The following is a 20,274-nucleotide window of genomic DNA, read 5'->3' on the forward strand; positions in this document are numbered from 1 at the left end:
TGCGGTGCGGGGACCGCAAACTCCTGCGGGTACCGTAGTCATGTGACTACAGTTGGCGCAAGCACCGATTCGCGGCGGGCCGATGTCCCGCTCGGGCGGGATGAAGTCGTTGCCGCGGTGCTGAAGTCCGCGGCGCACCTGTTCGCCGAACGTGGGCCCGCAGCAACGTCGATCCGCGATATTGCGGCACACTCGAAGGTCAATCACGGACTGATTCACCGTCACTTCGGCAGCAAGGATGCGCTGGTCGGGGCGGTGCTGGACCATCTCGGCGGGCGGCTGGCCGACCTGCTGGCCGCCGATGCGGATGGTGGCGAGGTTGCGGCGGCGGTCGATTGTCAGCTGAGAGTCATCGCCCGGGCGTCGCTCGACGGATATGCGATCGGCGAACTGCAGAGCCGCTTCCCCAACATGGCGATGCTGTTGGATGCGACCCGCCAACGCCAGGCGTCCGACCTGGGTGCGCGATTGGCCGCCGCACACACGATCGCCCTGCAGTTGGGGTGGCGGATGTTCGGTGATTTCCTGCGCGCGTCGACTGGGCTGGAGGGTCTGGACGACCGCACCTTCGCCCGGTCCATCGGCCGGACGGTCGATCTGATTCTCGACGCGAAAGGACCCGACGACTCGTAGGTTCATGTACCGTCTGGTACATGATTACCGAGGGAAGTGTTCGGATCGACGCGCCGGCCGCGGTTGTCTGGAACGTGTTCAGCGACGTGGAGCGCTGGCCCGAGTGGACTGCATCGGTCACGCGGCTCGTCGCTCTCGACGGGCCGGGCCTTGCTGTCGGCAAGCGGTTCGAGATCAAGCAACCTCGAATGCCGAAACTCGTCTGGGAGGTCTCCGACGTGGTGCCCGGCGCGGCCTGGACGTGGGTGCAGCGTTCACCGGGCGGGCTGACCACGGCCCGCCACGACGTGATCCCCGAGTCCGAGGGCCGGACGACCGTGCGCCAAGTGCTCGATCAGCGTGGCCCGGTCGGCACGCTGGTCGGCCTGCTCATGCGGAGGATGACGCAGCGCTACCTCGAATTGGAGTCGGCGGGCCTCAAGGCGCGCAGCGAGCAGCGTCTCAGTGGCCCGTCCACCTGATCGGCGTCGGCGCCAGGAACTGCTCGACGCGGTGGTCGGCGACGTCGCGTCACGGGGGATCGGCGACAGGTCGCTGCGCGACATCGCCGCGGCCGCCGGCACCAGTCATCGAATGCTGCTGCACCATTTCGGGTCCCGCGACGAGCTGCTGCTGGCGATTGTCGAGGAGGTCGAACGCCGCCAGCGAGCACTGATGCATGAGCTGCCTGCGGAACCGCCCGCGGCGATGGCCGCGATGTGGGCCAATCTGCGCCGTCCTGAACTGCGCGCGTTCGAGCGACTCTTCTTCGAGTGCTACGCGCGCGGGGTTCAGGGCGAGGAGCCGTTTGCCCGGATGCTGCCGGGCGCGGTCGACGATTGGCTCGCCGAGGTAGCGCAGGGCGACCGGGCGAGGATGCGGCTCGGGCTGGCCGTGGCGCGCGGCCTGTTGCTCGACCTGGTGGCCACCGAGGACGCCGCCGGAGTCGACGCGGCCGCGCAGGCGTTCATTGCGCTGCTTTCGTGATGGCCAGCACCTCGGCATTGGGCAGGAGCGGCAACAGCCGGGTCTCGGCGAGGATCTTCGATCCGCGGATGCCGCTTCCGATGATCACCTGCTGCTGATCGAGCACCTGATCGTCGATGAGGATCGGCCAGTCCTGGGGCAGCCCGACCGGGGTGATGCCGCCGTACTCCATGCCGGTGAGCGACACCGCAGACTCCATCGGCGCGAACGAGATCTTGCGCGCGCCAACATGTTTGCGGACGACGCCGTTGACATCGGCCCGTGTGGTGGCCAATACCAGGCAGGCGACGTGCCAGCTGCGCTCCGCACGGCGAGCCTCGACGACGACGCAGTTGGCCGAGATGTCCATACCGACGTCGTAGTGTTCGCAGAACGCCGCGGTGTCGGCGAGATCAGGATCGATTTCACTGACCCATAGCCCGTCCTGCGCGTACCGCCGGACCGGTTCTGCGACCAGTTCCGGCGCGTCGGTCAGCGGCGCGAACGTGAGTCGTCCGACCTGCACCCGTCACTCCTCACTGCGGAACCGATCGCCGATGAACTCGATCAACCGTAGATCGTCGGACGTGAAGCGGTCGACTTCCTCACCACCGTCGCAACGCAGCAGCGCAACCGTCACGCTGCGATCCCTTCGGGACAGCACCTCCCACACCGCGCCGGAGTCCTGCCAGCGCTGCAGTTCGGCAACCCGATCGACGTCCATGCTCTCCACGATGGCATGTCGCTGCTGGCCTAGGCTGACCGCCGTGCACGCCGCGTCAGCCGTCGCCGTTGCCGTGATCTTCGTCTGGGTCGGCATGGTGGTCGCAATCTCGTTCCTCGAAGCGCCGCTGAAGTTCCGTGCCCCCGGTGTCACGTTGCAGATCGGACTCGGCATCGGGCGGTTGGTCTTTCGCGCCTTGAACGCCAGCGAGTCGGCGCTGGCGGCCGTGTTGATGGCCTCCTTCGCCGTCGAACCGCCGTCCACGTCGACCGGGATCGCCGCGGGCGCGGCGGTGGTGACGCTGTTGGCGCAGCTGTTCGTAGTGCGGCCGAGCCTTGCTCGTCGCTCGGAGGTGACCCTCGCGGGCGGGGAAGCGCCGCGGTCGCCGGCGCACTGGGTTTATGTCGGGCTGGAGGTCGTCAAGCTCGTCGCACTGCTCGTCACGGGGGTCCTGCTCCTCGGAACGTGAGACGATCACCGCATGCCGGTGGAAAGTCACACGTGACCGTCGTTCTCGCCCTCAAGTGCGCCGATGGTGTGGTGATGGCGTCGGACTCTCAAATCACCGATCCGGTACGTGAATTGAGCTATCCCGCGCAGAAGCTGCACCCACTAGGTAAAACCGCCGCGTGGGGCGGCAGCGGGTCTCGCGCCGTGTTGCACGATCTCGAGCAGGTATTCGGCAACGAGGCGGAGGCGATCGTGGAGGCCCCCGACGTCGGGCGCGCGTTGCAGGACCGCGTCCTGCCGCTGCTCGAGCACCACTACGCGACGTTCATCAAAGACGTTCCGGGCGGCAAGCCCGGAGCGACCCCGTCGACATATGTTCTGGCCGCCGGCTACAGCAACGGGCAGCCGTTCATCGTCGACATCGATCCGCACGGTCTGATCGGTCACCACGAGGTGACCGGCTTCCAAGCGGTGGGCAGTGGCGCGCCGATGGCGCAGCAGGCCCATGCGCTGCTGACGCACTTCCGGATGGCCGAACGCAGCGTCGACTACGGAGTGGTCGCCGCCCTGCGGGTGCTTGACGCGCTGGACGCGTCGTCGCCCAGCGTGGGCGGCCCGATGGACATCTGTCGCATCACCGCGCAGTCGGCGCAACACCTGGACGAGGAGGCGGTGGCGGAGGTGCGTCGCCGCGTCGAACGGTGGGTCGAGCTGGAACGACGGGCGCTCGACGAGCTCTTCGACTAACCGATGAGCCCCCCCGTCGGTCGCGCACAGCGCGTTGCCGATCACGGCTTTGGGCCGTCGCGACTTCGGTAGGCTCGGCGGGCGATGGGCGAGATTGACGAGGCCGCCGCTGGTGTCCTGCCTCGCGAGTTGACCGACCTGCCGCAGGCTGTGCGCGACGTGCCGGCGCCACCGACACCGATCCTGCCCGCGCCGTACAGCATTCGGCTCGCAGATGCGGATGCCGACGCCCAGCTGATCTCGGGGTGGATGAACAGCCCGCACCTGATCGAGGCCTGGCAGTACGCGTGGTCCACGCCGCGTTGGCGACGCTATCTGGGCGCCCAACTGAGCGGCGAGTACTCCCGGCCGCTCATCGGCGAATCAGACGGCACACCGTTTGTGTACGTCGAGCTTTACCGCGCCGCGAAGGATTCGATCGCGCGGTGCTACGACGCCGATCCATACGACGTGGGATTGCACGCGGCCATCGGCGACGAGCGGTTCATTCACCGCGGCATTGCGCCGATCCTGTTGCCACGCTTGATCGACAGCATTTTCACAGTCGAAAGCCGTTGTCGTCGAATCATGTTCGACCCAGACCATCGCAACGCCGATGCCCGTGCGATCTGTGAAGTCGTCGGGAGCATGTTTCTCGGCGAGCATGACATGGCCAACCGCAGGATGGCGCTCTATGCCCTGCCGCGCGACCCCGCCTCCTGACCAACTGGGGCGCGAACGTTCCTTACCGCTCGAAGAATCGCCCCAAATTCGAGCGGTAAGGAACGTTCGGCGGCGAAGTTGTCGTGGCGAGGTTCGCGGGGCTTATCCGGCCAGGTGGGCCAGCGATTGACCGGCCCATACTGCGAGAAGGCCGAGCGCCAGACTGGCGACGATGTTTGCGATGGCCAATCCCTTTCGTCGGCCTTCGCGCAGCTCCAGAGTCTGCAGCATCCACGTCGAGAACGTGGTGTAGGAGCCCAGCAGCGCCACGCCTATCAACAGCGCCGTCGTCGAGTTCGGGGCCAGGCCGTGCAGCAGACCCAGCAGCAGAGCGCCGGTGATGTTGACGACGAAGATGCCCGACGGGAACGCACCTGCCATGCGGTGCGAGATCGCGCGGTCGATGAGAAACCGCAGCACCGCCCCGAGACCGCCGAGCACCGCTATGCCCGCCCACACAGCAACACTCATCGTCGCGCCCATCTCGAGGCGCCGGCCGCAGCGATGAGGCCGACCGTGATGCTGGCCGCGGCGTACGCGGCCGCCAACAGGTAATGCCGGCGTTCGACCATCACCAGCAGTTCAACCTGCAGGGTCGAGAACGTCGTCAGCCCACCGCAGAAGCCGGTGCCCAGCAGCGGCCGCCGGTATGTCGACTCCGGCAACCGCGCAGCGACGTAACCCAGTACGAAGGCGCCGACGATGTTGACCGCGAATGTCGCCCACGGCCAGTGGCCCGGCTGGGGCGCAGCAAGCGTCTGGACTGCGGCGCGGGCAACCGTGCCGATCGCGCCCCCCATGAACACCGCGGCAAGTTCGCGACCGTCGTAGCCGAACACAGGAAGAAGTATGGCCGCTCGACTGCGCTGCGGCGTCAGGCAAGGAGCACAATCGCATCATGGCTGCGAACCAGCGCGCCGGGCAGCCGGCGCAACCTGAGGACCTCATCGATGTCGCGCAGGTCGTGACGGCCTACTACACGAGGCAACCAGACCCCGACAACGTCGACCAACAGGTCGTGTTCGGCACCTCGGGACATCGGGGTTCGAGCTTGGACGCGGCGTTCAACGAAGCCCACATTCTGGCAACCACCCAGGCCATCGCCGAGTACCGCACGAGCCAGGGGACGACCGGGCCGCTGTTCATCGGCCGCGACACGCACGCGCTGTCGGAGCCGGCGTGGGCCTCGGCGCTGGAGGTGCTGGCCGCCAACGACGTTGTGGCGATGGTGGATTCGGCCGACCGCTATACGCCCACACCCGCGGTCAGCCATGCGATCCTGACGTTCAACCGCGGCCGTGACAGCGACCTGGCCGACGGCATCGTCGTCACCCCGTCGCACAATCCGCCGCGCGACGGCGGCTTCAAGTACAACCCACCCAACGGCGGACCCGCCGATACCGACGCCACCGGCGCGATTGCCAAGCGCGCCAACGAGATCCTGCGCGACGGGCTCAAGGGGGTGAAGCGGGTGTCGCTGGCGCGGGCGTTGCAAACGGCGCAGCGCCACGACTATCTCGACGCTTACATCTCGGACCTGCCGAACGTCGTCGATCTGCACGCGATCCGCGCCGAAGGCATCCGCATCGGCGCCGATCCACTCGGCGGTGCCAGCGTGGACTACTGGGCAGCGATCGCCGAACGCCACAATCTGGAGCTGACGGTGGTCAACCCGTTGGTCGACGCCACGTGGCGGTTCATGACGCTGGACACCGACGGCAAGATCCGCATGGACTGCAGCTCACCGAATGCCATGGCTGGGCTCATCCGCAAGCTGGACGGCGCGAACGGGGAGTACCAGATCGCCACCGGCAACGATGCCGACTCCGACCGGCACGGCATCGTCACGCCCGACGGCGGACTGATGAACCCCAACCACTATCTGGCGGTGGCCATCGACTACCTGTTCGCCCACCGGGACGACTGGCCGGGTTCGACCGCGGTGGGCAAGACGGCGGTCAGTTCCTCGATCATCGACCGGGTGGTCGCCGGGCTCGACCGCAAGCTGGTCGAAGTACCGGTCGGCTTCAAGTGGTTCGTCGACGGATTGATCGGCGGCACCATCGGTTTCGGCGGCGAGGAGAGCGCGGGAGCGTCGTTCCTGCGTACCGACGGGTCGGTGTGGACGACCGACAAGGACGGCATCATCCTGGCCTTGCTGGCCTCGGAGATCCTGGCGAAGACCGGCTCGACGCCGTCGCAGCGCTATGAGGCGCTCGCCGAGAAATACGGTGCGCCGACGTATGCCCGCATCGATGCGCCCGCCGACCGCGAACAGAAGGCGCGGCTGGGCAAGCTGTCGCCCGACGAGGTGGCGGCCACCGAGCTGGCGGGCGAGCCGATCACCGCCAAGCTCACGACGGCGCCGGGCAACGGTGCGTCACTGGGCGGACTGAAGGTGACGACGGAGAACGCCTGGTTCGCCGCGCGACCGTCGGGCACCGAGGACGTCTACAAGATCTACGCGGAATCGTTCCGGGGTCCCGAGCATCTGGCCGAGGTGCAGGAAGCGGCCAAGGAAGTGGTGAATAAGGTCATTGCGTGAGCTCTGAAGCGCAGTGTCAGGCCGACACTGACAAACCGAAGCTCCCGCGCGAAGTCTGGCTGCTGGTTTCGGCCAACGTGGTAGTCGCACTGGGGTATGGCGTGGTCGCTCCGGTGCTGCCGCAGTACGCCCGCCACTTCGGGGTGAGCATCAGCGCCGCGACGTTCGTCATCACGGCGTTTGCGATCATGCGGTTGGTCGCCGCGCCGCCGGCCGGGTGGCTGGTGCAGCGGCTGGGGGAGCGCCGTGTCTACATCAGCGGCCTCATCATCGTCGCGTTGTCGACAGCGGCGTGCGCCTTCGCGCACACCTACTGGCAGCTACTGCTGTTTCGTTCTCTCGGCGGTCTCGGCTCGGCCATGTTCACGGTGTCCTCGCTGGGGCTGATGATCCGGATCTCCCCCCCGGACGCGCGCGGCCGCGTCGCCGGGCTGTTCTCGACGGGTTTTCTCGTCGGGTCCGTCGGCGGGCCGGTCCTGGGCAGTCTGACCGCGGGATTCGGCCTGGCAGCGCCGTTCGCGATCTACGGCGCCGCGCTGCTGGTCGCGGCCGCGGTCATCTTCTTCAGCCTGAAGGGCAGCGCCGTCACCGCGCCCGACGACGCGGAGCAGACCTCGGTATCGGTGCGGGAGGTGCTGCGTCACCGGGCCTACCGCGCCGCGCTGTTCTCCAATTTCGCCACGGGATGGGCGGCGTTCGGGCTGCGGATCGCGCTGGTGCCGTTGTTCGTGGTCGAAGGCCTGGGCCGAAGCGCTGGGGTCGCGGGTCTGGCGCTGGCGACGTTCGCGATCGGCAACGTCTCGGTGGTGATTCCCAGCGGCTACCTGTCCGACCGGATCGGGCGGCGCAAGCTCTTGATCGCCGGACTGACGGTCTCGGCGGTGGCGACGATCGCGGTCGGGTTCACCACCTCGCTGCCCGCCTTCCTGATCGCCGCCTACGTCACCGGTGCGGCGACCGGCGTGTTCGTCTCGCCCCAGCAGGCCTCGGTGGCCGACGTCGTCGGAAACAAGTCGCGTGGCGGGACACCAGTGGCCCTGTTCCAGATGATGGCGGACTTCGGTTCGATCTTCGGATCGATGGTCGTCGGCCAGGTGGCCCAACTCGCCTCTTACAGCGCCGCGTTCCTCGTCAGCGGTGTCGTCCTGCTGCTGGCGGCGGTGGGCTGGGCCTTCGCCCCGGAGACCCGCGGCACTGATCCCGTCGGGCACACGCCTGGACGGCCGCTTGGACCCGAAGCGGGCGGCGAAGTGCCCTGATCAGCGATTTTGAACGCCTCCCGTGGGTGGTGTAACTTCGGTGAGCACAACTTCTCGGGGCTATGGCGCAGCTGGTAGCGCACCACACTGGCAGTGTGGGGGTCAGGGGTTCGAGTCCCCTTAGCTCCACCAAGATAAGCACGCAGAACCACGATCGGCCGCTCCGCGACGTTCCATGGTGCGAGATCAGGGACCAGCGGTGGCGGATCCAGAACCCAGCACGATGGTGATCTCGTTGGTGATCGCGGTGATTCGATTGGCCGGGGGATTGGTCCCCACCACGCGGTCCTTCAGTTCCGGTGGGGACGGTAACACCGCTTGCTTGAAGCGCACGAAGCCCGCGTCCGCCAGCACCCGGACCGCCTCGGCGTAGGTCAACGACGACACGTCGGGGACTTCCAGCTGCGCTGAACCCGTTGGCACGTCGGGGCGTTCGTTTCGTGCGGGGCCCGTCGATACGTTGAGCGTGATCTCCTCGCCGGCACTGACCACCGTGTTGGCGTCGGGATCGGTGTTGATGACGAGGCCGGGGGGCACGGTGTAGTCCGCCATCTGCCGGACGCGGGGTTTGAATCCGCGATTCTGCAGAGCGCCGATCGCATCGGCGGAGGCCTGACCGTGCACATCGGGCACCGGCACGTCGCGGGGACCCCTTTCGACGACGTTGATCCCGATCATGCCCACCACGGTGAGCACCGCCAGTACAGCGACCGCGATCAGCCAGCGCCTGATCGACCGGCCTCCGTTCCGCTCGCCGGAAATCGACTGCTGTGCCGGTATCTCTTCGGTCGGTGGGGTCCGCTCGCTCGACCCGGACGCGACCCGCGTTGCGTCGGCGTCGGCGTCCACCACCGTGGAGGCGTAGGGGGTCAGTCCGCGGTGCACGCGAACGAGGTCGTCGCGCATCTCTGCGGCGGTCTGATAGCGATCGTCGGGATTCTTGGCCATCGCCTTGAGCACCACGGCGTCCAGCTCGGGCGTGATCTCGCTGTTGCGCCGTGACGGTACAACTGGCTGCTCTCGGACGTGCTGATAGGCGACCGCCACAGACGATTCACCGACGAACGGCGGTTCACCGGTGGAGATTTCGTACAACACACAGCCCAGCGAGTACACATCGGCACGCGCGTCGACGCGGTCGCCGCGGGCCTGTTCGGGCGAGAGGTACTGGGCGGTGCCGATCACCGCGCCGGTCTGGGTGACGCTCTTGTCGCCGTCGGCGATCGCCTTCGCGATCCCGAAGTCCACCACCTTCACCGAACCGGCTTTGTCGATCATGATGTTGGCCGGCTTGACGTCGCGATGAATGATCCCGCGCTGGTGGCTGAAGTTCAGCGCCTGACACGCATCAGCGACCACCTCGATGGCCCGCCGTGTCCGCATCGGTCCATGGATGCGCACGACATCGCGCAACGTCAGACCGTCGACGTACTCCATCACGATGTAAGGCAGCGGGCCGCTCGCTGTCTCCACCTCGCCAGTGTCATACACCGCCGCGATGGCAGGGTGGTTCAACGAGGCGGCGTTCTGCGCTTCTCGCTGGAACCGCAGATTCAGGCTGGGATCTCGGGCCAGGTCGGCGCGTAGCAGCTTGACCGCGACGTCACGGTGCAACCGCAGATCGCGCGCCAGATAGACGTCGGACATGCCGCCTACGCCGAGGATCTCGCCGACTTCGTACCGACCGGAGAGGCGCCGTGGGGTGGTCACGGGTTCTGCGCCGGGGGTGCAATGCCGATTGGCAACTCCGGGGCCACCTGCTGATCGTGGCACGTTTCGGGCACATCCGACTTCACAGCCGAGATGTCGACCAATTTCGGGGTTAGCCGCGATCAGACGCGCCGCTGGCAGCGAACCCCCGATCGCGGAAACGAAACGCTGACGCCGCGAAACGAACAATCACTGCCACCCCGGTCAATAAATCGGCGCGGCAGGCCCACAAGCCGAACGCCACTCTCTAATCTGCTGACATGCCGGAGCGCGAACCGGCCTGGTTGACGGCCGTCAAGCTGGCGATGTGCTGTGCGATGGCCGGCATCCTGTTGTCCGCCGCGGCCTTCCCGTTCGTCGGCGGCTTCGGCCTGTTCTCCAACCGCGCGTCCGAAATGGTGGCCAACGGGTCGGCTCAGGTGGTCGAGGGCGACGTTCCTCAGGTCTCGACGATGGTCGATGCCGCAGGCAAGCCAATCGCGTGGCTGTACTCCCAGCGCCGGTTCGAAGTGCCCGGCGACCGAATCGCCAACACCATCAAACTGGCGATCGTCTCGATCGAGGACAAGCGGTTCGCCGAGCACAGCGGTGTCGACTGGCAGGGCACGCTGACCGGCCTATCCGGTTACCTGTCGGGGAATCTGTCGACCCGCGGCGGTTCGACCATCGAACAGCAGTACGTGAAGAACTTTCAGCTGCTGGTGATGGCGCAGACGGACGCCGAGAGACGAGCCGCAGTAGAGGTGACGCCGGCCCGCAAGCTGCGGGAGATGCGTATGGCACTGACCCTCGACAAGACGTTCACCAAGGCGGAGATTCTCACTCGGTACCTCAACCTGGTGGGTTTCGGTAATGGCGCGTTCGGGGTGCAGGACGCCGCGCAGACTTATTTCGGCGTCAACGCGTCGAGGCTGAACTGGCAGCAGGCGGCACTGCTGGCCGGCATGGTGCGGTCGCCGACCTCACTGGACCCGTACGTCAATCCGCAGGGCGCGCTCGAGCGCCGAAACCTGGTGTTGAACACCATGATGCAGAACCTCCCCGAGCTCGCTGACGAGTTGCGCGCCGCCAAAGCAGCGCCCCTCGGCGTGTTACCCCAGCCCAAGCAGCTGCCGAGTGGGTGTATCGCCGCCGGCGATCGCGGTTTCTTCTGCGAATACGCGTTGGCGTTTCTGGCGCGTGCCGGAATCAGCAAGGAACAGGTGGCCCGCGGGGGTTATCTGATCCGCACCACGCTCGACCCGAAGGTTCAGAGTTCGGTCAAGCAGGCGATCGACAAGGTCGCCAGTCCCACGCTGGACGGAATCGCCAGCGTGATGAGCGTGATCAAGCCCGGCAAGGAGTCCCATCGCGTCATGGCGATGGCGAGCAACCGGAGATACGGCCTCAACGGTGACGCCGGGGAGACGGTGCAACCGCAACCGTTCTCACTGGTGGGCGACGGGGCGGGTTCCGTCTTCAAGGTCTTCACGACTGCAGCCGCGCTCGAGATGGGCATGGGGATCAACACTCAACTGGCCGTTCCGGGCTCCTTTCAGGGCCGCGGCCTGGGCAGCAGCGATACGCCGGGCTGCCCCAAAGAGACCTGGTGTGTGAAGAACGCCGGAAACTACCGGGGATCGATGAACGTCACCGATGCGTTGGCCACCTCCCCGAACACGGCATTCGCCCGGTTGATTCAGCAGGTCGGTGTCCCGCGCGCAGTCGACATGGCCGTTCGGCTGGGGCTGCGCTCATACGCGGTTCCCGCATCTGCACGGGCATACGACCCAACGAGCAACGAGAGCTTGGCCGGCTACATCAAGCGACTCAACACCGGGTCGTTCACGCTGGGCCCGTTCCAGCTCAACGCACTCGAATTGTCGAATGTTGCGGCGACTTTGGCCTCCGGCGGGGTGTGGTGTCCGCCGAGTCCGATAGACAAGATCATCGACCGCGACGGCAATGAGGTGTCGTTCACCACCGAAAGTTGCGAACAAGCGGTCCCCGAAGGACTGGCCAACACCCTGGCGAACGCCTTGAGCAAGGACGACCGGGGCAGCGGGACGGCGGCCGGGGCGGCAAGCTCCGTGGGCTGGAACCTACCGATGTCGGGAAAAACCGGCACCACAGAATCCCACCGGTCCTCCGGGTTCCTGGGATTCACCAACCACCACGCCGCGGCCGTCTACATCTTCGACGATTCCAGCGCGCCGTCGGAGATCTGTTCGTTCCCGCTGCGCAAGTGCTACAGCGGCGACCTGTTCGGTGGTAACGAGCCTGCGCGCATCTGGTTCGAGGCGATTGAGCCCATCGCCACCGACGACGGCAAGGTTCGCCTGCCGCCGACCGACCCGCGCTACGTCGATGGTGGACCAGGGGGCCAGGTACCCGATGTGACCGGCTTGAATGTCGATACGGCGCGAAAGCGGTTGCGCGAAGCCGGTTTCGAGGTTGCCGAGAAGACGACGCCGGTCAACAGTTCGGCCTCGTACGGCGCGGTCGTGGGCACGACGCCGAGCGGGCGCACGATTCCCGGGTCGGTCATCACGATCAATACGAGCAACGGGTTCACTCCGCGGCCGGCGCCGCCGATCGACGAGCCACCACCGGTCGACCAACCGGCGGAAATCCCCCCGCCGCCGCCGGTGGATCCGATGCTCCTGCAAGTCCCAGGGCTGCCGCCGTTCCCCATGCCGTTCTTCGGGCCACCACCGCCCCCGCCCGGTGCGCCACCGCCGCCGCCACCCGGCTTGCCGCCGCCACCACCTCCGCCCGGGCCACCGCCACCGGGTCTGCCGCCGCCCTAAGGACTCTGCGGCCCATCAATTCCGAGTGCTCACTTCGGGCGAGGCGGTCGGGAGGCGGGCGGCGAAACGGCCGGTGACCCGCTGTCGTAGAGGTTCAGGGCCCGGGCCGCCTCTGTGGCGATCCCGCCTCGCAGGCTCGTCAGGGGTGGGCTGCCTCGCAGATGTATGGAATTCGCAAGGACGATGACGTAGGTGTCGGAGCCCGGATCCAGCCATACCGACGTTCCGGTGAAGCCGGTATGGCCGAAGCTGCCCACGGGAAAGACCATGCCTCTCGGCTGGGACAGGGATGTATCGATATCCCAGCCGAGGCCACGCAGGTTCTGTCCTTGGATCGCCGGGTATTTCGGCGCGAGCAGCGGATCGGCCACGTTCGGTCGGGTGGCGAGGGCCTCCCGGGCCGCCTTATTGGCTGCGTCGAGTTGGCCAGGCGCATTGTCGGGCTGCTGGGGACTTGTCATCATCTGCAGCGTCGCTTGTGTCAACGGGAACTTGCTCGCTCGGCCCGCAAGCCGGTCGAGCAGCGCTTGGGCGTAGATGCTGACATCGCGTGCCGTCGAGAACACCCCGGCGTGCCCAGCCACCCCGCCCATGCGCCGTGCTGTCGTGTCGTGGACAGTGCCGCGAAGAAGGTGATCGAGATCGGGGTTCTTGTCCGGATCGCCCCTGCCCTCCTCGTCACGTGCTGTCGGGGCGATGCGCGACAAGAGATCGATGCGCCAGCCGTCGGCTGGACAACCGACCGGTGCGCGGCCTTCTGTCGCCGGAGCCCGGGCGATCGCGGCACCTCGCAGCGTGTGCGGACCACATGCCTTGTCCGGCGGCAGAAATCGAGTCTCGTCCATCCCGAGAGGCGCGAAGATCCGGCGCTGAGCATAGACGTCCTCGGGCAATCCGGTGATCGTCTCAATCATGGCACCGAGGAGCAGATAATTGATGTCTGAGTATCGGAATCGCTCGCCCGGAGCAGATTCCAACGGTGTGGTGAGCGCACGACGGATACCCTCTGCTTTGTCGGCCCGGTCCAGTCCCCACGGATCTGCGAGGTCGACATCTCCTGTTTCGCCCGACGTGTGCGTCAGCAGCATGCGAACGGTGACCTTTGCCCGCTGCGGATCACCTCCGGTGTTGAAGTCCGGCAGGTACTGCTGCACCGGGTCGTCGAACTCGACTCTGCCTTGTTCGTGCAGCGCCATGATCGCGGTCGCCGTCGCAAGGGGTTTCGTCAACGAGGCGATGTCGAAGATGGTGTCCTCGGTCATCGGTTCTGCGGGCGTCGGTGAACCGTCGAGTCCCGGCTCACCTGCCGCCTTACGCGAGCCGTAGGCCTGGTGGAAGACGAGCTTTCCCTCGTGCCCAATCATCACGACGGCACCCGGCAGCCGTTGTGCCGCAATGGCTTCGCGCACCAGCCGAGAGACGGCAGAGAAGTCAGGTGCTGGTACTTTCGGCGGCGCCGACGCCGCAGTCGGCGGTGGCGTTGCGACAGCGGGGCTTTCCGCTGGGCGGCTTGCGGGAGCAGATGAGCAAGCGGTCATCAGGAGCATTGCGGCAGTCCCGACAGCGAGGGCCTTGCGTGCAAACAAGGTCACTGGCCACCTCCTGCCGCCAGGATACGGGTCGCGAGGCGAGTCGAGACCTGCACCGCTGAAACAAGATCAGAGTTCGCACGCGGCGTCACATCGGATTTCATTCACCCACCGCGGATGTCGTTCGGGTGTTGTTACCATCGCGACGTGGCCGCCCCGTCTGCGCGATCTCGAACTGGCGGACCGCGACCCAGGTCGCGCCGCGAGGTCCTCGGATTCGCCGTCGCGACACCGCTGGCGGTCCTCGGGACAGCGGCCGCCCTGCGCGCGCAGAAGGCATCGGCCGCTCCCTCGCTGAGACTGATCGATTTCACGCACCGACTCGTTCCGCCCGATCAGATCAAGGCGGCAGGCTATGACGGAGCGCTGGTCTATGTGTCCGAACTACGGCCCGGGGCGGACTTCGACTTCAAGCCTGTGACCCGCGAGTATGCCGATGGGCTTCGCGCGGCGGGGTTGCACGTCGTCAGCTGCTACCAGTACGGCAAACCGGGTTGGCCGACGCCATCGGATTACACCCGTGGGTATGAGGGCGGCGTGGCGGACGCTCAGACCGCCATGCGGTTGCACGCTGCTGCCGGCGGTCCGCCTCGGGCGCCGATCTTCTTCAGTGTCGACGAGGACATCGACCTCGATACCTGGAACGACATCGCGGTCGAGTGGTACCGGGGGATCAACTCGGTGCTGGGCGCGAACCGCACCGGTATCTACGGGCACTCACGAGCGTGCGCGTGGGCGATCGACGACGGGGTCGTCGGACCGTCCACCAGCCCGGGGCACTGGTGGGCATGGCAGACCAAGGCCTGGTCGGCCGGTAAGCGCGAACCGCGGGCCGTGCTCTACCAGGCTGTGGTCGTGAGCGGATCCGAGCCGGGTATCGCCATGGGAGGCACACACGTGGACAGCAACGACGTGCTCGCGCCCGATTTCGGTCAGTGGGACCTCGAGAGGACCTGACCACCTGTCGATTGGGCGGCAGCCGTTTTCCCGGTTTTCAGCTACGCGTAATGGGTACGGTTGCCGTCGTGGACGGTCCCCTGGTTGACCGAGTCGCGCAGGAGGATGGGCAAGCCCAGGGGAGCAGCCGGTCCCCGCGACGCGGATGGCAGCGGGCGGCATGGGTGGTCGGCTCACTCATCGGCGTCGCGATGTGCGCGCGCTACATGGTCCAGGCCGCGACCCACCACCTGCTCGACCTATCGGTTTTTCGCGACGCCGGCTACGCGATCGTGAACCACCTGCCGTTGTATTCCGAGCAGTTTCCCAGCGCGTCGGGCTTTCGGTTCATCTACCCGCCATTCGCGGCGATCCTGTTCGGCCCGATGGTCGCCGTGCCGCAGGCTGCGCTGCAGATCGGGTGGAGTGCACTCAACCTGTTCTTGTTGTGGTGGATTCTGCGCACCATCCTCGCCCGGCTGCAGGTCCGGTCGCCCAACTTGGTCGCCATGGCCGCGCTCGGACCGGCGCTGGTGCTCGAGCCGGTCAGGTCGAACTTCGAGTTCGGTCAAGTCAACATAGTGCTGATGGCACTGGTCGTCGCCGACTGCTTGGGTGTGCTCCCGCGCAGGTTTCGGGGGATTGGCATCGGCATCGCGGCCGGCATCAAACTCACCCCGGCGGCATTCGGACTGGTGTTGCTGCTGCGGCGTGACGGCCCCGGTGTGGCACGAGCGATCGCCGCGTTCGCGACGACGGTCCTCATCGGATTCCTGGTCCGACCCCAAGCGTCGATCTACTTCTGGGCGACGGAGTTTTTCCGTACCGATCGCGCCGGCGGTCACGACTTCAGCCGCAACCAGGCACTGACCGGTCTGATCACCCGACTGGGCGCCAACGGCCGTGCCAAGGACGCGCTGTGGGTGCTCGGTGTCGCCGCGGTAATCGCGGCTGCTGTGTTCGCGGGCCGGCGATTCACGCGGTCCGGAATGCATGTCGCCGCGTTCGCCGTCGTCGCCCTGGCTGCCCTGCTCGCAGCGCCGCTGGCGGTCACGCACCACTGGACGTACGTCGTTTTCTTGATACCGCTGTTGATCGCCCGGCAGTACCGGCGCTGGAGACCGCTGCTATTGGCGGCGGCGGTTGTCTTCGTGGCCGGCCCGCATTTCGTACTCCCCAGCGGCGACATCGCAGGGGCCGAGGCGGTCGTTCGCCAGATCGTCGGTAACGCGCAAGCGCTCACCGCTATCGCGCTGTTGATCGGCGCCGTCGTGGCCGCGCGCCGCGCCACCCCTAGCGCGAGACAGCCCCCGTCAGCGCGCACGCTCGACGGGGGGCTTCGGCGGCTCGAAACGGCCGGTGACCCAGGCGACGGGCACGGCGACGGTGGCGATGACGAGACCGGTGAGGACCGCGGCGGTGGTGGTGAACGCCGAAAGCGCGATGCCACCGGCGAAGGAGCCGAACGCGATACCCAGGTTGATCGCCGAGGCGGGCAGTGATTGCGCCAGTTGACCGCCGGGACCGGCCAGCGTGACGACGCGGTACTGCAACGACGGACCCATTCCCATGGCGCAGAGTCCCAGCGCCACAAGCAGTAACGACACGAGGAACGGGTTGCTGCCGAAGAGATGAAGCGCAGCCAATGAACCGGCGGTGGCGATGGACCCGGCCATCAGTGTGCGCCCGGCATTCCGGTCGGCGAACCAGCCCCCGCCGAACGAGCCGACCGCCGCGGCTATGCCGTATGCCAGCAGGAAGGCGCTGACAAGTCCGCCCGAGACGCCGGTGACGTCACGCAAGAACGGCACGATGTAGGTCAGCGCCGCGAACGTCGACCCGAACACCAGCGCGCACAGGACCAGCACCGCGAGCACTCGTGGGGCGAAGGCGAACTTCGCCTGGTTGCCCACACCGCCGCCGGTGTTGGGCACGGACGGAACGAACGCCATCGTGGCGATGAGGGTGATCGCGATGAGCGCGACGATCGCGCAGTAGGAGCCGCGCCAGCCGAGCGACTGGCCGAGAAGGGTGCCCAGCGGCACGCCGACCGCAGCGGACACCGCCACGCCGGAGATGACGACTGCAAGGGCACGACCGGCCCGATCGGGCCGGACCACCGCGATGCCCAGCGCGAACGCTGCGGCGTCGAACAGTCCGGCGAACGCGCCTGTGAATGTCCGTGCCACCAGGGTGAGTTCGTAATTGGTGCTCAGTGCCACGACGCCGTTGCAGGCGATGGCCAACACGAGCGTGCCGCACAGCACCGTTCGCCGGTCCAACCTCATCGTCAGTGCGGTCAGGATCGGACCGCCGATCGCCAGTCCCAACGCGTAGCAGGTCACCAATGTGCCCGCCGAGGAGACCGAGACGCGCAGGTCGTCGGCGACGAGGTCCAATAACCCGACGATGAGCAGTTCGGAACTGCCCATGACGAAGGCACCGACAAAGAGCATTGCCAAGGCGCGCGTGGCGCTGCGAGGGCCGACGGCCGCTTGTTGAGTACTCACGAGATTCCCCTTCTGTTCGGTGGACTTTCTCCACCGACGAAGGCGGCCGCCCGGGATGGACACCGCGGGCGAAAGAACTTCGAGGGGCTGTCAGAGGCTGCGCAGGCGGCCGGACAAGTAGCGGCGCTCGGCGTCGGTCGGCGCGAGTCTGCGGGCTTCCTCGTATGCCGCCTTGGCCTCGGCGGTGCGGCCCGCACGACGAAGCAGATCAGCCCGGGTGGCGGGCAGCAGGTGGTACCCGTCGAGCCGGCCGGACGCCGCGATCTCGTCGACGTGGGCCAACCCGGCCGGGATCCCCTCGGCCATCGCGACCGCGACGGCGCGGTTGAGGTCCACCACCGGCGACGGCGCCAATCGGGCCAACTCGCGGTACAGGGCGGCGATCTGTGGCCAGTCGGTGCTCGCGACGTCGGGTGCGGTCGCGTGGCACGCGGCTATCGCCGCCTGCAGCTGGTACGGCCCGGCCCGGCTCACTGCCAGCGCCTGCTCGAGCGTCTGAACCCCCTCGCGGATCAGCGACTGGTCCCACCGGGAGCGGTCCTGGTGCTCCAGAGTGACGAGCACCCCGTCGTGGGTCCGCGTGGCCCGCCGGGCCTCGTGCAGCAGCATCAGGGCCAGCAGGCCGCCCGGCTCCGGCTCCTGCGGCATCAGCCGAACCAGGACCCGAGTCAGCCGGATCGCCTCGGTCGTCAGCGCCCGCCGTACATCCTGCTCGTCCTGCTCGTCGTAGCCCTCGTTGAAGATCAGGTACAGCACCGCGAGCACGGCGGCGAGTCGCTCCGGCAGGAGTTCGGCGGGCGGGACCCGGTAGGGGATGCCCGCCTCCCGGATCTTGCGCTTGGCGCGCACCAGGCGTTTGGCCATCGCGGGTTCGGCGGTCAGGAACGCACGGGCGATCTCGGCGGTGCTCAGCCCGGCCAGCGTGCGCAGGGTGAGCGCGACCCGGGCCGGGAACGGCAGCGCCGGATGGCAGCAGGTGAAGATGAGCCGCAGGCGCTCGTCCGGGATCTCTTCCACCGGCGGCTCATCCGGGTCGGCGGTCAGCACGGCCAGTTGGCGGAGCTTGGCGGCACCGGCGGTGTCCCGGCGGAGGCGGTCGGTCGCGCGGTTGCGGGCCGTCGTCGTAAGCCAGGCGCCCGGGCGGTGGGGGACGCCGTCGCGCGGCCACGTCGCCAGCGCGGCGGCGAACGCATCCTGCGCGCATTCCTCGGCCAGGTCCCAATCGCCGGTCAACCCGATCAGGGTCGCGACCACCTGGCCCCACTCTTCGCGGTACGCAGCGTCTACGGCAGTGCGGATGTCGTCGGGTTCGGTCACTCCCAGACCCAGACCGGGCGGATCTCGACGCTGCCCCTGCGGGCGTACGGATGGCCGGCGGCGATCTCGATCGCCTCGTCCAGATTCGCGCACTCCACGATCGAGATGCCACCGACGAAGTCCTTGGTCTCGGCGAACGGCCCGTCCGATACCAGGGTTTCGCCGTCGCGGACCCGGACGGTGGTGGCGTCGATCGTCGGCCGCAACCGCTCACCGGCCAATTCGGCGCCGCGTTGTGCCAGATCCGCCTCCCACGCCTGATACACCGGGTCTGCGGCCAACTCCTCGTTGGTCGGCGAATCCGTCTCGTCGTCGCAGATCAGAAGGACGTACTTCATGCGGCCGATTCTGCCTCGACGGGACGGACGGGAGGGGCTTACCGCCGGACGGGTGTCTCGGTGAACTTGACTCGACTCAGCCGCGGTTGCGGGCCAGGTCGATGGCGTACTGATTCACGAAGGTGCCCGCAGGCGGATCACCGCGGTCGCATGATCCGTCGGATTCGCCGGGACGCTTGATCCACAGATAGGCGTCGGCATGCGCGCCTGCGGTGGCCGCGGTGGGCGCAGTGCCCAGTGCTCGCCCGCCGGGGTTGCACCAGTCCAGCGGCGAGTCGGGCGCTGGTCCGGCCCCATTGCGCGACGTGTCGATCACGTAGTGCGAACCGTTTGTCAGCCCCGAAATCGCCTCGCCGTAACCGATTTCATCTTCGGTGGTGAAGAAGTTCGCGGTGTTGAGGCTGAAGCCTCTGGCGCGGTCCACACCGGCCTGGTTGAGTCTGGCAGCCATTTCCTCGGGGCTGTGCCAGCGCAAGTGACCGGCATCGATGTACACGGCCGTGCCCGGGTTTCGGGTCAGCGTGTCGACGGCGTAACGAATCAAGTCGAAACGTTCCTGCCGCTGCTCACCGGACAGGCAGTCGGCCATGGCAAGCGCATCGGGTTCGACGATGACCGCCGCCCGCCTGGGGCCAACGTCGGCGGCGATGCCGTCGATCCAGCTTCGATATTCCGTCGCCGTCGCGAATCCTCCCGCGGCGAAGCTGCCGCAGTCGCGGTGTGGAATTCCATACAGCGTCAGGACTGGGATGGCGCCGGCAGCCTGTGCGTCACCGGTGTACTTCGCGACCGTGGCTGCCGAGGAACCCGGGACGATCCAGTACGCCTGAGGCGTGTTGGCGATGGCGGTCAACTCTGGGCTCGGAGGATCGGCGCTCTGCGCGGCGCGCATGGCGGCCGAAGTGGGGTTGACGTAGAAGGGCGCTCCGGCCAACGGGTTGACCTCGTCGGCCAGGCGCACTGCCGGAGGGGGACCGAGCTGGCCCGGGTCGCCGGCGAGACTCATGCCGGCGACGGCTGCAACCGCCAGGAAGGGGACAAACCATCGAGCGATCGCATTGCCAGCTGAGGACATCACCC

At 67.3% G+C, this 20,274-nt stretch carries 20 protein-coding genes, 1 tRNA gene and 1 pseudogene; 12 read left to right on the forward strand and 10 right to left on the reverse strand.

The window, feature by feature from the left end; all coding sequences use genetic code 11:
- The first annotated feature begins 42 nt into the window (after positions 1-42).
- From N4S67_RS11385 to N4S67_RS11395, 3 genes are read left to right on the forward strand one after another with little or no spacing between them, the layout of a single operon-like run.
- A complete protein-coding gene (locus N4S67_RS11385; protein WP_260993104.1) occupies positions 43-633 on the forward strand; it encodes a TetR/AcrR family transcriptional regulator in 591 nt (196 codons plus the stop codon).
- A 20-nt stretch (positions 634-653) separates the two neighbouring features.
- Positions 654-1,094, forward strand: a complete 441-nt coding sequence (locus tag N4S67_RS11390) for an SRPBCC family protein (protein WP_260993105.1) — start codon at positions 654-656, stop codon at positions 1,092-1,094.
- The gene (locus N4S67_RS11395) at positions 1,078-1,599 is read left to right on the forward strand and encodes a TetR/AcrR family transcriptional regulator (RefSeq protein WP_260993106.1); all 522 of its coding nucleotides are present in this window, start codon (positions 1,078-1,080) and stop codon (positions 1,597-1,599) included. Before N4S67_RS11390 ends, N4S67_RS11395 begins: the two co-directional genes overlap by 17 nt.
- Here the strand turns inward: N4S67_RS11395 and N4S67_RS11400 are convergent.
- On the reverse strand, positions 1,580-2,104 hold the full coding sequence (locus tag N4S67_RS11400) for a YbaK/EbsC family protein (RefSeq protein WP_260993107.1): 525 nt from the start codon (positions 2,102-2,104) through the stop codon (positions 1,580-1,582). The two genes, N4S67_RS11395 and N4S67_RS11400, sit on opposite strands and share 20 nt — an antisense overlap.
- A 3-nt stretch (positions 2,105-2,107) precedes the next feature.
- On the reverse strand, positions 2,108-2,302 hold the full coding sequence (locus tag N4S67_RS11405) for a hypothetical protein (protein ID WP_260993108.1): 195 nt from the start codon (positions 2,300-2,302) through the stop codon (positions 2,108-2,110).
- Positions 2,303-2,312: 10 nt separating this feature from the next.
- On the opposite strand from N4S67_RS11405, the gene N4S67_RS11410 reads away from it, so the two are divergent.
- From N4S67_RS11410 to N4S67_RS11420, 3 genes are all read left to right on the forward strand, one after another.
- Positions 2,313-2,771, forward strand: coding sequence for a hypothetical protein (locus tag N4S67_RS11410; protein ID WP_390893334.1), 459 nt, complete (start codon positions 2,313-2,315; stop codon positions 2,769-2,771).
- Between the two features lie 32 nt (positions 2,772-2,803).
- Positions 2,804-3,499, forward strand: coding sequence for a proteasome protein (locus tag N4S67_RS11415; RefSeq protein WP_260993110.1), 696 nt, complete (start codon positions 2,804-2,806; stop codon positions 3,497-3,499).
- A gap of 84 nt (positions 3,500-3,583) precedes the next feature.
- Complete coding sequence (locus N4S67_RS11420; protein ID WP_260993111.1) at positions 3,584-4,201, forward strand: GNAT family N-acetyltransferase; 618 nt, start codon at positions 3,584-3,586, stop codon at positions 4,199-4,201.
- Between the two features lie 102 nt (positions 4,202-4,303).
- Here the strand turns inward: N4S67_RS11420 and crcB (N4S67_RS11425) are convergent, their stop codons facing one another.
- A complete protein-coding gene (gene crcB, locus N4S67_RS11425; RefSeq protein ID WP_260993112.1) occupies positions 4,304-4,672 on the reverse strand; it encodes a fluoride efflux transporter CrcB in 369 nt (122 codons plus the stop codon).
- Positions 4,669-5,040, reverse strand: a complete 372-nt coding sequence (gene crcB / locus N4S67_RS11430) for a fluoride efflux transporter CrcB (protein WP_260993113.1) — start codon at positions 5,038-5,040, stop codon at positions 4,669-4,671. The genes crcB (N4S67_RS11425) and crcB (N4S67_RS11430) overlap by 4 nt, the downstream gene beginning before the upstream one ends.
- Positions 5,041-5,099: 59 nt before the next feature.
- Between crcB (N4S67_RS11430) and pgm the strand changes: the two genes are divergently transcribed.
- The 3 genes from pgm (at position 5,100) to N4S67_RS11445 (ending at position 8,137) form a co-directional block, all read left to right on the forward strand.
- Positions 5,100-6,746, forward strand: coding sequence for a phosphoglucomutase (alpha-D-glucose-1,6-bisphosphate-dependent) (gene pgm / locus N4S67_RS11435; protein WP_260993114.1), 1,647 nt, complete (start codon positions 5,100-5,102; stop codon positions 6,744-6,746).
- A complete protein-coding gene (locus N4S67_RS11440; RefSeq protein ID WP_260993115.1) occupies positions 6,743-8,005 on the forward strand; it encodes an MFS transporter in 1,263 nt (420 codons plus the stop codon). Before pgm ends, N4S67_RS11440 begins: the two co-directional genes overlap by 4 nt.
- A gap of 56 nt (positions 8,006-8,061) precedes the next feature.
- Positions 8,062-8,137 (forward strand) — tRNA-Ala (locus N4S67_RS11445).
- Positions 8,138-8,191: 54 nt separating this feature from the next.
- On the opposite strand, the gene pknB is transcribed toward N4S67_RS11445, so the two are convergent.
- Positions 8,192-9,715: a Stk1 family PASTA domain-containing Ser/Thr kinase gene (gene pknB, locus N4S67_RS11450; protein ID WP_390893335.1), complete on the reverse strand. Its 1,524-nt coding sequence runs from the start codon at positions 9,713-9,715 to the stop codon at positions 8,192-8,194.
- A 260-nt stretch (positions 9,716-9,975) separates the two neighbouring features.
- Here pknB and ponA2 point away from each other — a divergent pair, with 260 nt between their 5' ends.
- Positions 9,976-12,504 carry a transglycosylase/D,D-transpeptidase PonA2 gene (gene ponA2 / locus N4S67_RS11455; protein WP_260993116.1) on the forward strand — a complete coding sequence of 843 codons (2,529 nt, stop codon included), beginning with the start codon at positions 9,976-9,978 and terminating at the stop codon, positions 12,502-12,504.
- A 29-nt stretch (positions 12,505-12,533) separates the two neighbouring features.
- Here ponA2 and N4S67_RS11460 read toward each other — a convergent pair whose 3' ends face one another.
- Positions 12,534-14,051, reverse strand: coding sequence for a serine hydrolase domain-containing protein (locus tag N4S67_RS11460; protein ID WP_260993996.1), 1,518 nt, complete (start codon positions 14,049-14,051; stop codon positions 12,534-12,536).
- Between the two features lie 159 nt (positions 14,052-14,210).
- Here N4S67_RS11460 and N4S67_RS11465 point away from each other — a divergent pair, with 159 nt between their 5' ends.
- Together N4S67_RS11465 and N4S67_RS11470 are read left to right on the forward strand one after the other, a co-directional pair.
- Positions 14,211-15,050, forward strand: a complete 840-nt coding sequence (locus N4S67_RS11465; RefSeq protein ID WP_260993117.1) for a DUF1906 domain-containing protein — start codon at positions 14,211-14,213, stop codon at positions 15,048-15,050.
- A gap of 68 nt (positions 15,051-15,118) precedes the next feature.
- Positions 15,119-16,531, forward strand: a complete 1,413-nt coding sequence (locus N4S67_RS11470; RefSeq protein WP_260993118.1) for a glycosyltransferase family 87 protein — start codon at positions 15,119-15,121, stop codon at positions 16,529-16,531.
- Here the strand turns inward: N4S67_RS11470 and N4S67_RS11475 are convergent.
- From N4S67_RS11475 to N4S67_RS11490, 4 genes and pseudogenes are all read right to left on the reverse strand, one after another.
- Positions 16,421-17,485, reverse strand: a pseudogene (locus tag N4S67_RS11475) (MFS transporter); the annotation flags it as partial. The gene N4S67_RS11470 and the pseudogene N4S67_RS11475 overlap by 111 nt on opposite strands.
- Before the next feature lie 144 nt (positions 17,486-17,629).
- Positions 17,630-18,856 (reverse strand): RNA polymerase sigma factor, encoded by a 1,227-nt coding sequence (locus tag N4S67_RS11480; RefSeq protein WP_260993119.1) that lies wholly within the window; start codon positions 18,854-18,856, stop codon positions 17,630-17,632.
- Complete coding sequence (locus N4S67_RS11485) at positions 18,853-19,194, reverse strand: YciI family protein (protein ID WP_260993120.1); 342 nt, start codon at positions 19,192-19,194, stop codon at positions 18,853-18,855. Before N4S67_RS11485 ends, N4S67_RS11480 begins: the two co-directional genes overlap by 4 nt.
- A 76-nt stretch (positions 19,195-19,270) precedes the next feature.
- Positions 19,271-20,269 (reverse strand): glycoside hydrolase family 6 protein, encoded by a 999-nt coding sequence (locus tag N4S67_RS11490; protein WP_390893381.1) that lies wholly within the window; start codon positions 20,267-20,269, stop codon positions 19,271-19,273.
- Between the last annotated feature and the right edge of the window lie 5 nt (positions 20,270-20,274).

The organism is Mycobacterium deserti, assembly GCF_025345615.1.
Lineage (GTDB): Bacteria > Actinomycetota > Actinomycetes > Mycobacteriales > Mycobacteriaceae > Mycobacterium > Mycobacterium deserti.

What these genes read in the sequence shown, in the direction of transcription:
- N4S67_RS11390 (WP_260993105.1), top strand. Translation starts at nt 654, where the DNA reads ATGATTACCGAGGGAAGTGTTCGGATCGACGCGCCGGCCGCGGTTGTC.
- N4S67_RS11405 (WP_260993108.1), bottom strand. Translation starts at nt 2,302, where the DNA reads ATGGACGTCGATCGGGTTGCCGAACTGCAGCGCTGGCAGGACTCCGGC.
- N4S67_RS11410 (WP_390893334.1), top strand. Translation starts at nt 2,313, where the DNA reads ATGGCATGTCGCTGCTGGCCTAGGCTGACCGCCGTGCACGCCGCGTCA.
- N4S67_RS11420 (WP_260993111.1), top strand. Translation starts at nt 3,584, where the DNA reads ATGGGCGAGATTGACGAGGCCGCCGCTGGTGTCCTGCCTCGCGAGTTG.
- crcB (WP_260993112.1), bottom strand. Translation starts at nt 4,672, where the DNA reads ATGAGTGTTGCTGTGTGGGCGGGCATAGCGGTGCTCGGCGGTCTCGGG.
- pgm (WP_260993114.1), top strand. Translation starts at nt 5,100, where the DNA reads ATGGCTGCGAACCAGCGCGCCGGGCAGCCGGCGCAACCTGAGGACCTC.
- ponA2 (WP_260993116.1), top strand. Translation starts at nt 9,976, where the DNA reads ATGCCGGAGCGCGAACCGGCCTGGTTGACGGCCGTCAAGCTGGCGATG.
- N4S67_RS11460 (WP_260993996.1), bottom strand. Translation starts at nt 14,051, where the DNA reads ATGCTCCTGATGACCGCTTGCTCATCTGCTCCCGCAAGCCGCCCAGCG.
- N4S67_RS11465 (WP_260993117.1), top strand. Translation starts at nt 14,211, where the DNA reads ATGTCGTTCGGGTGTTGTTACCATCGCGACGTGGCCGCCCCGTCTGCG.
- N4S67_RS11485 (WP_260993120.1), bottom strand. Translation starts at nt 19,194, where the DNA reads ATGAAGTACGTCCTTCTGATCTGCGACGACGAGACGGATTCGCCGACC.
- N4S67_RS11490 (WP_390893381.1), bottom strand. Translation starts at nt 20,269, where the DNA reads ATGTCCTCAGCTGGCAATGCGATCGCTCGATGGTTTGTCCCCTTCCTG.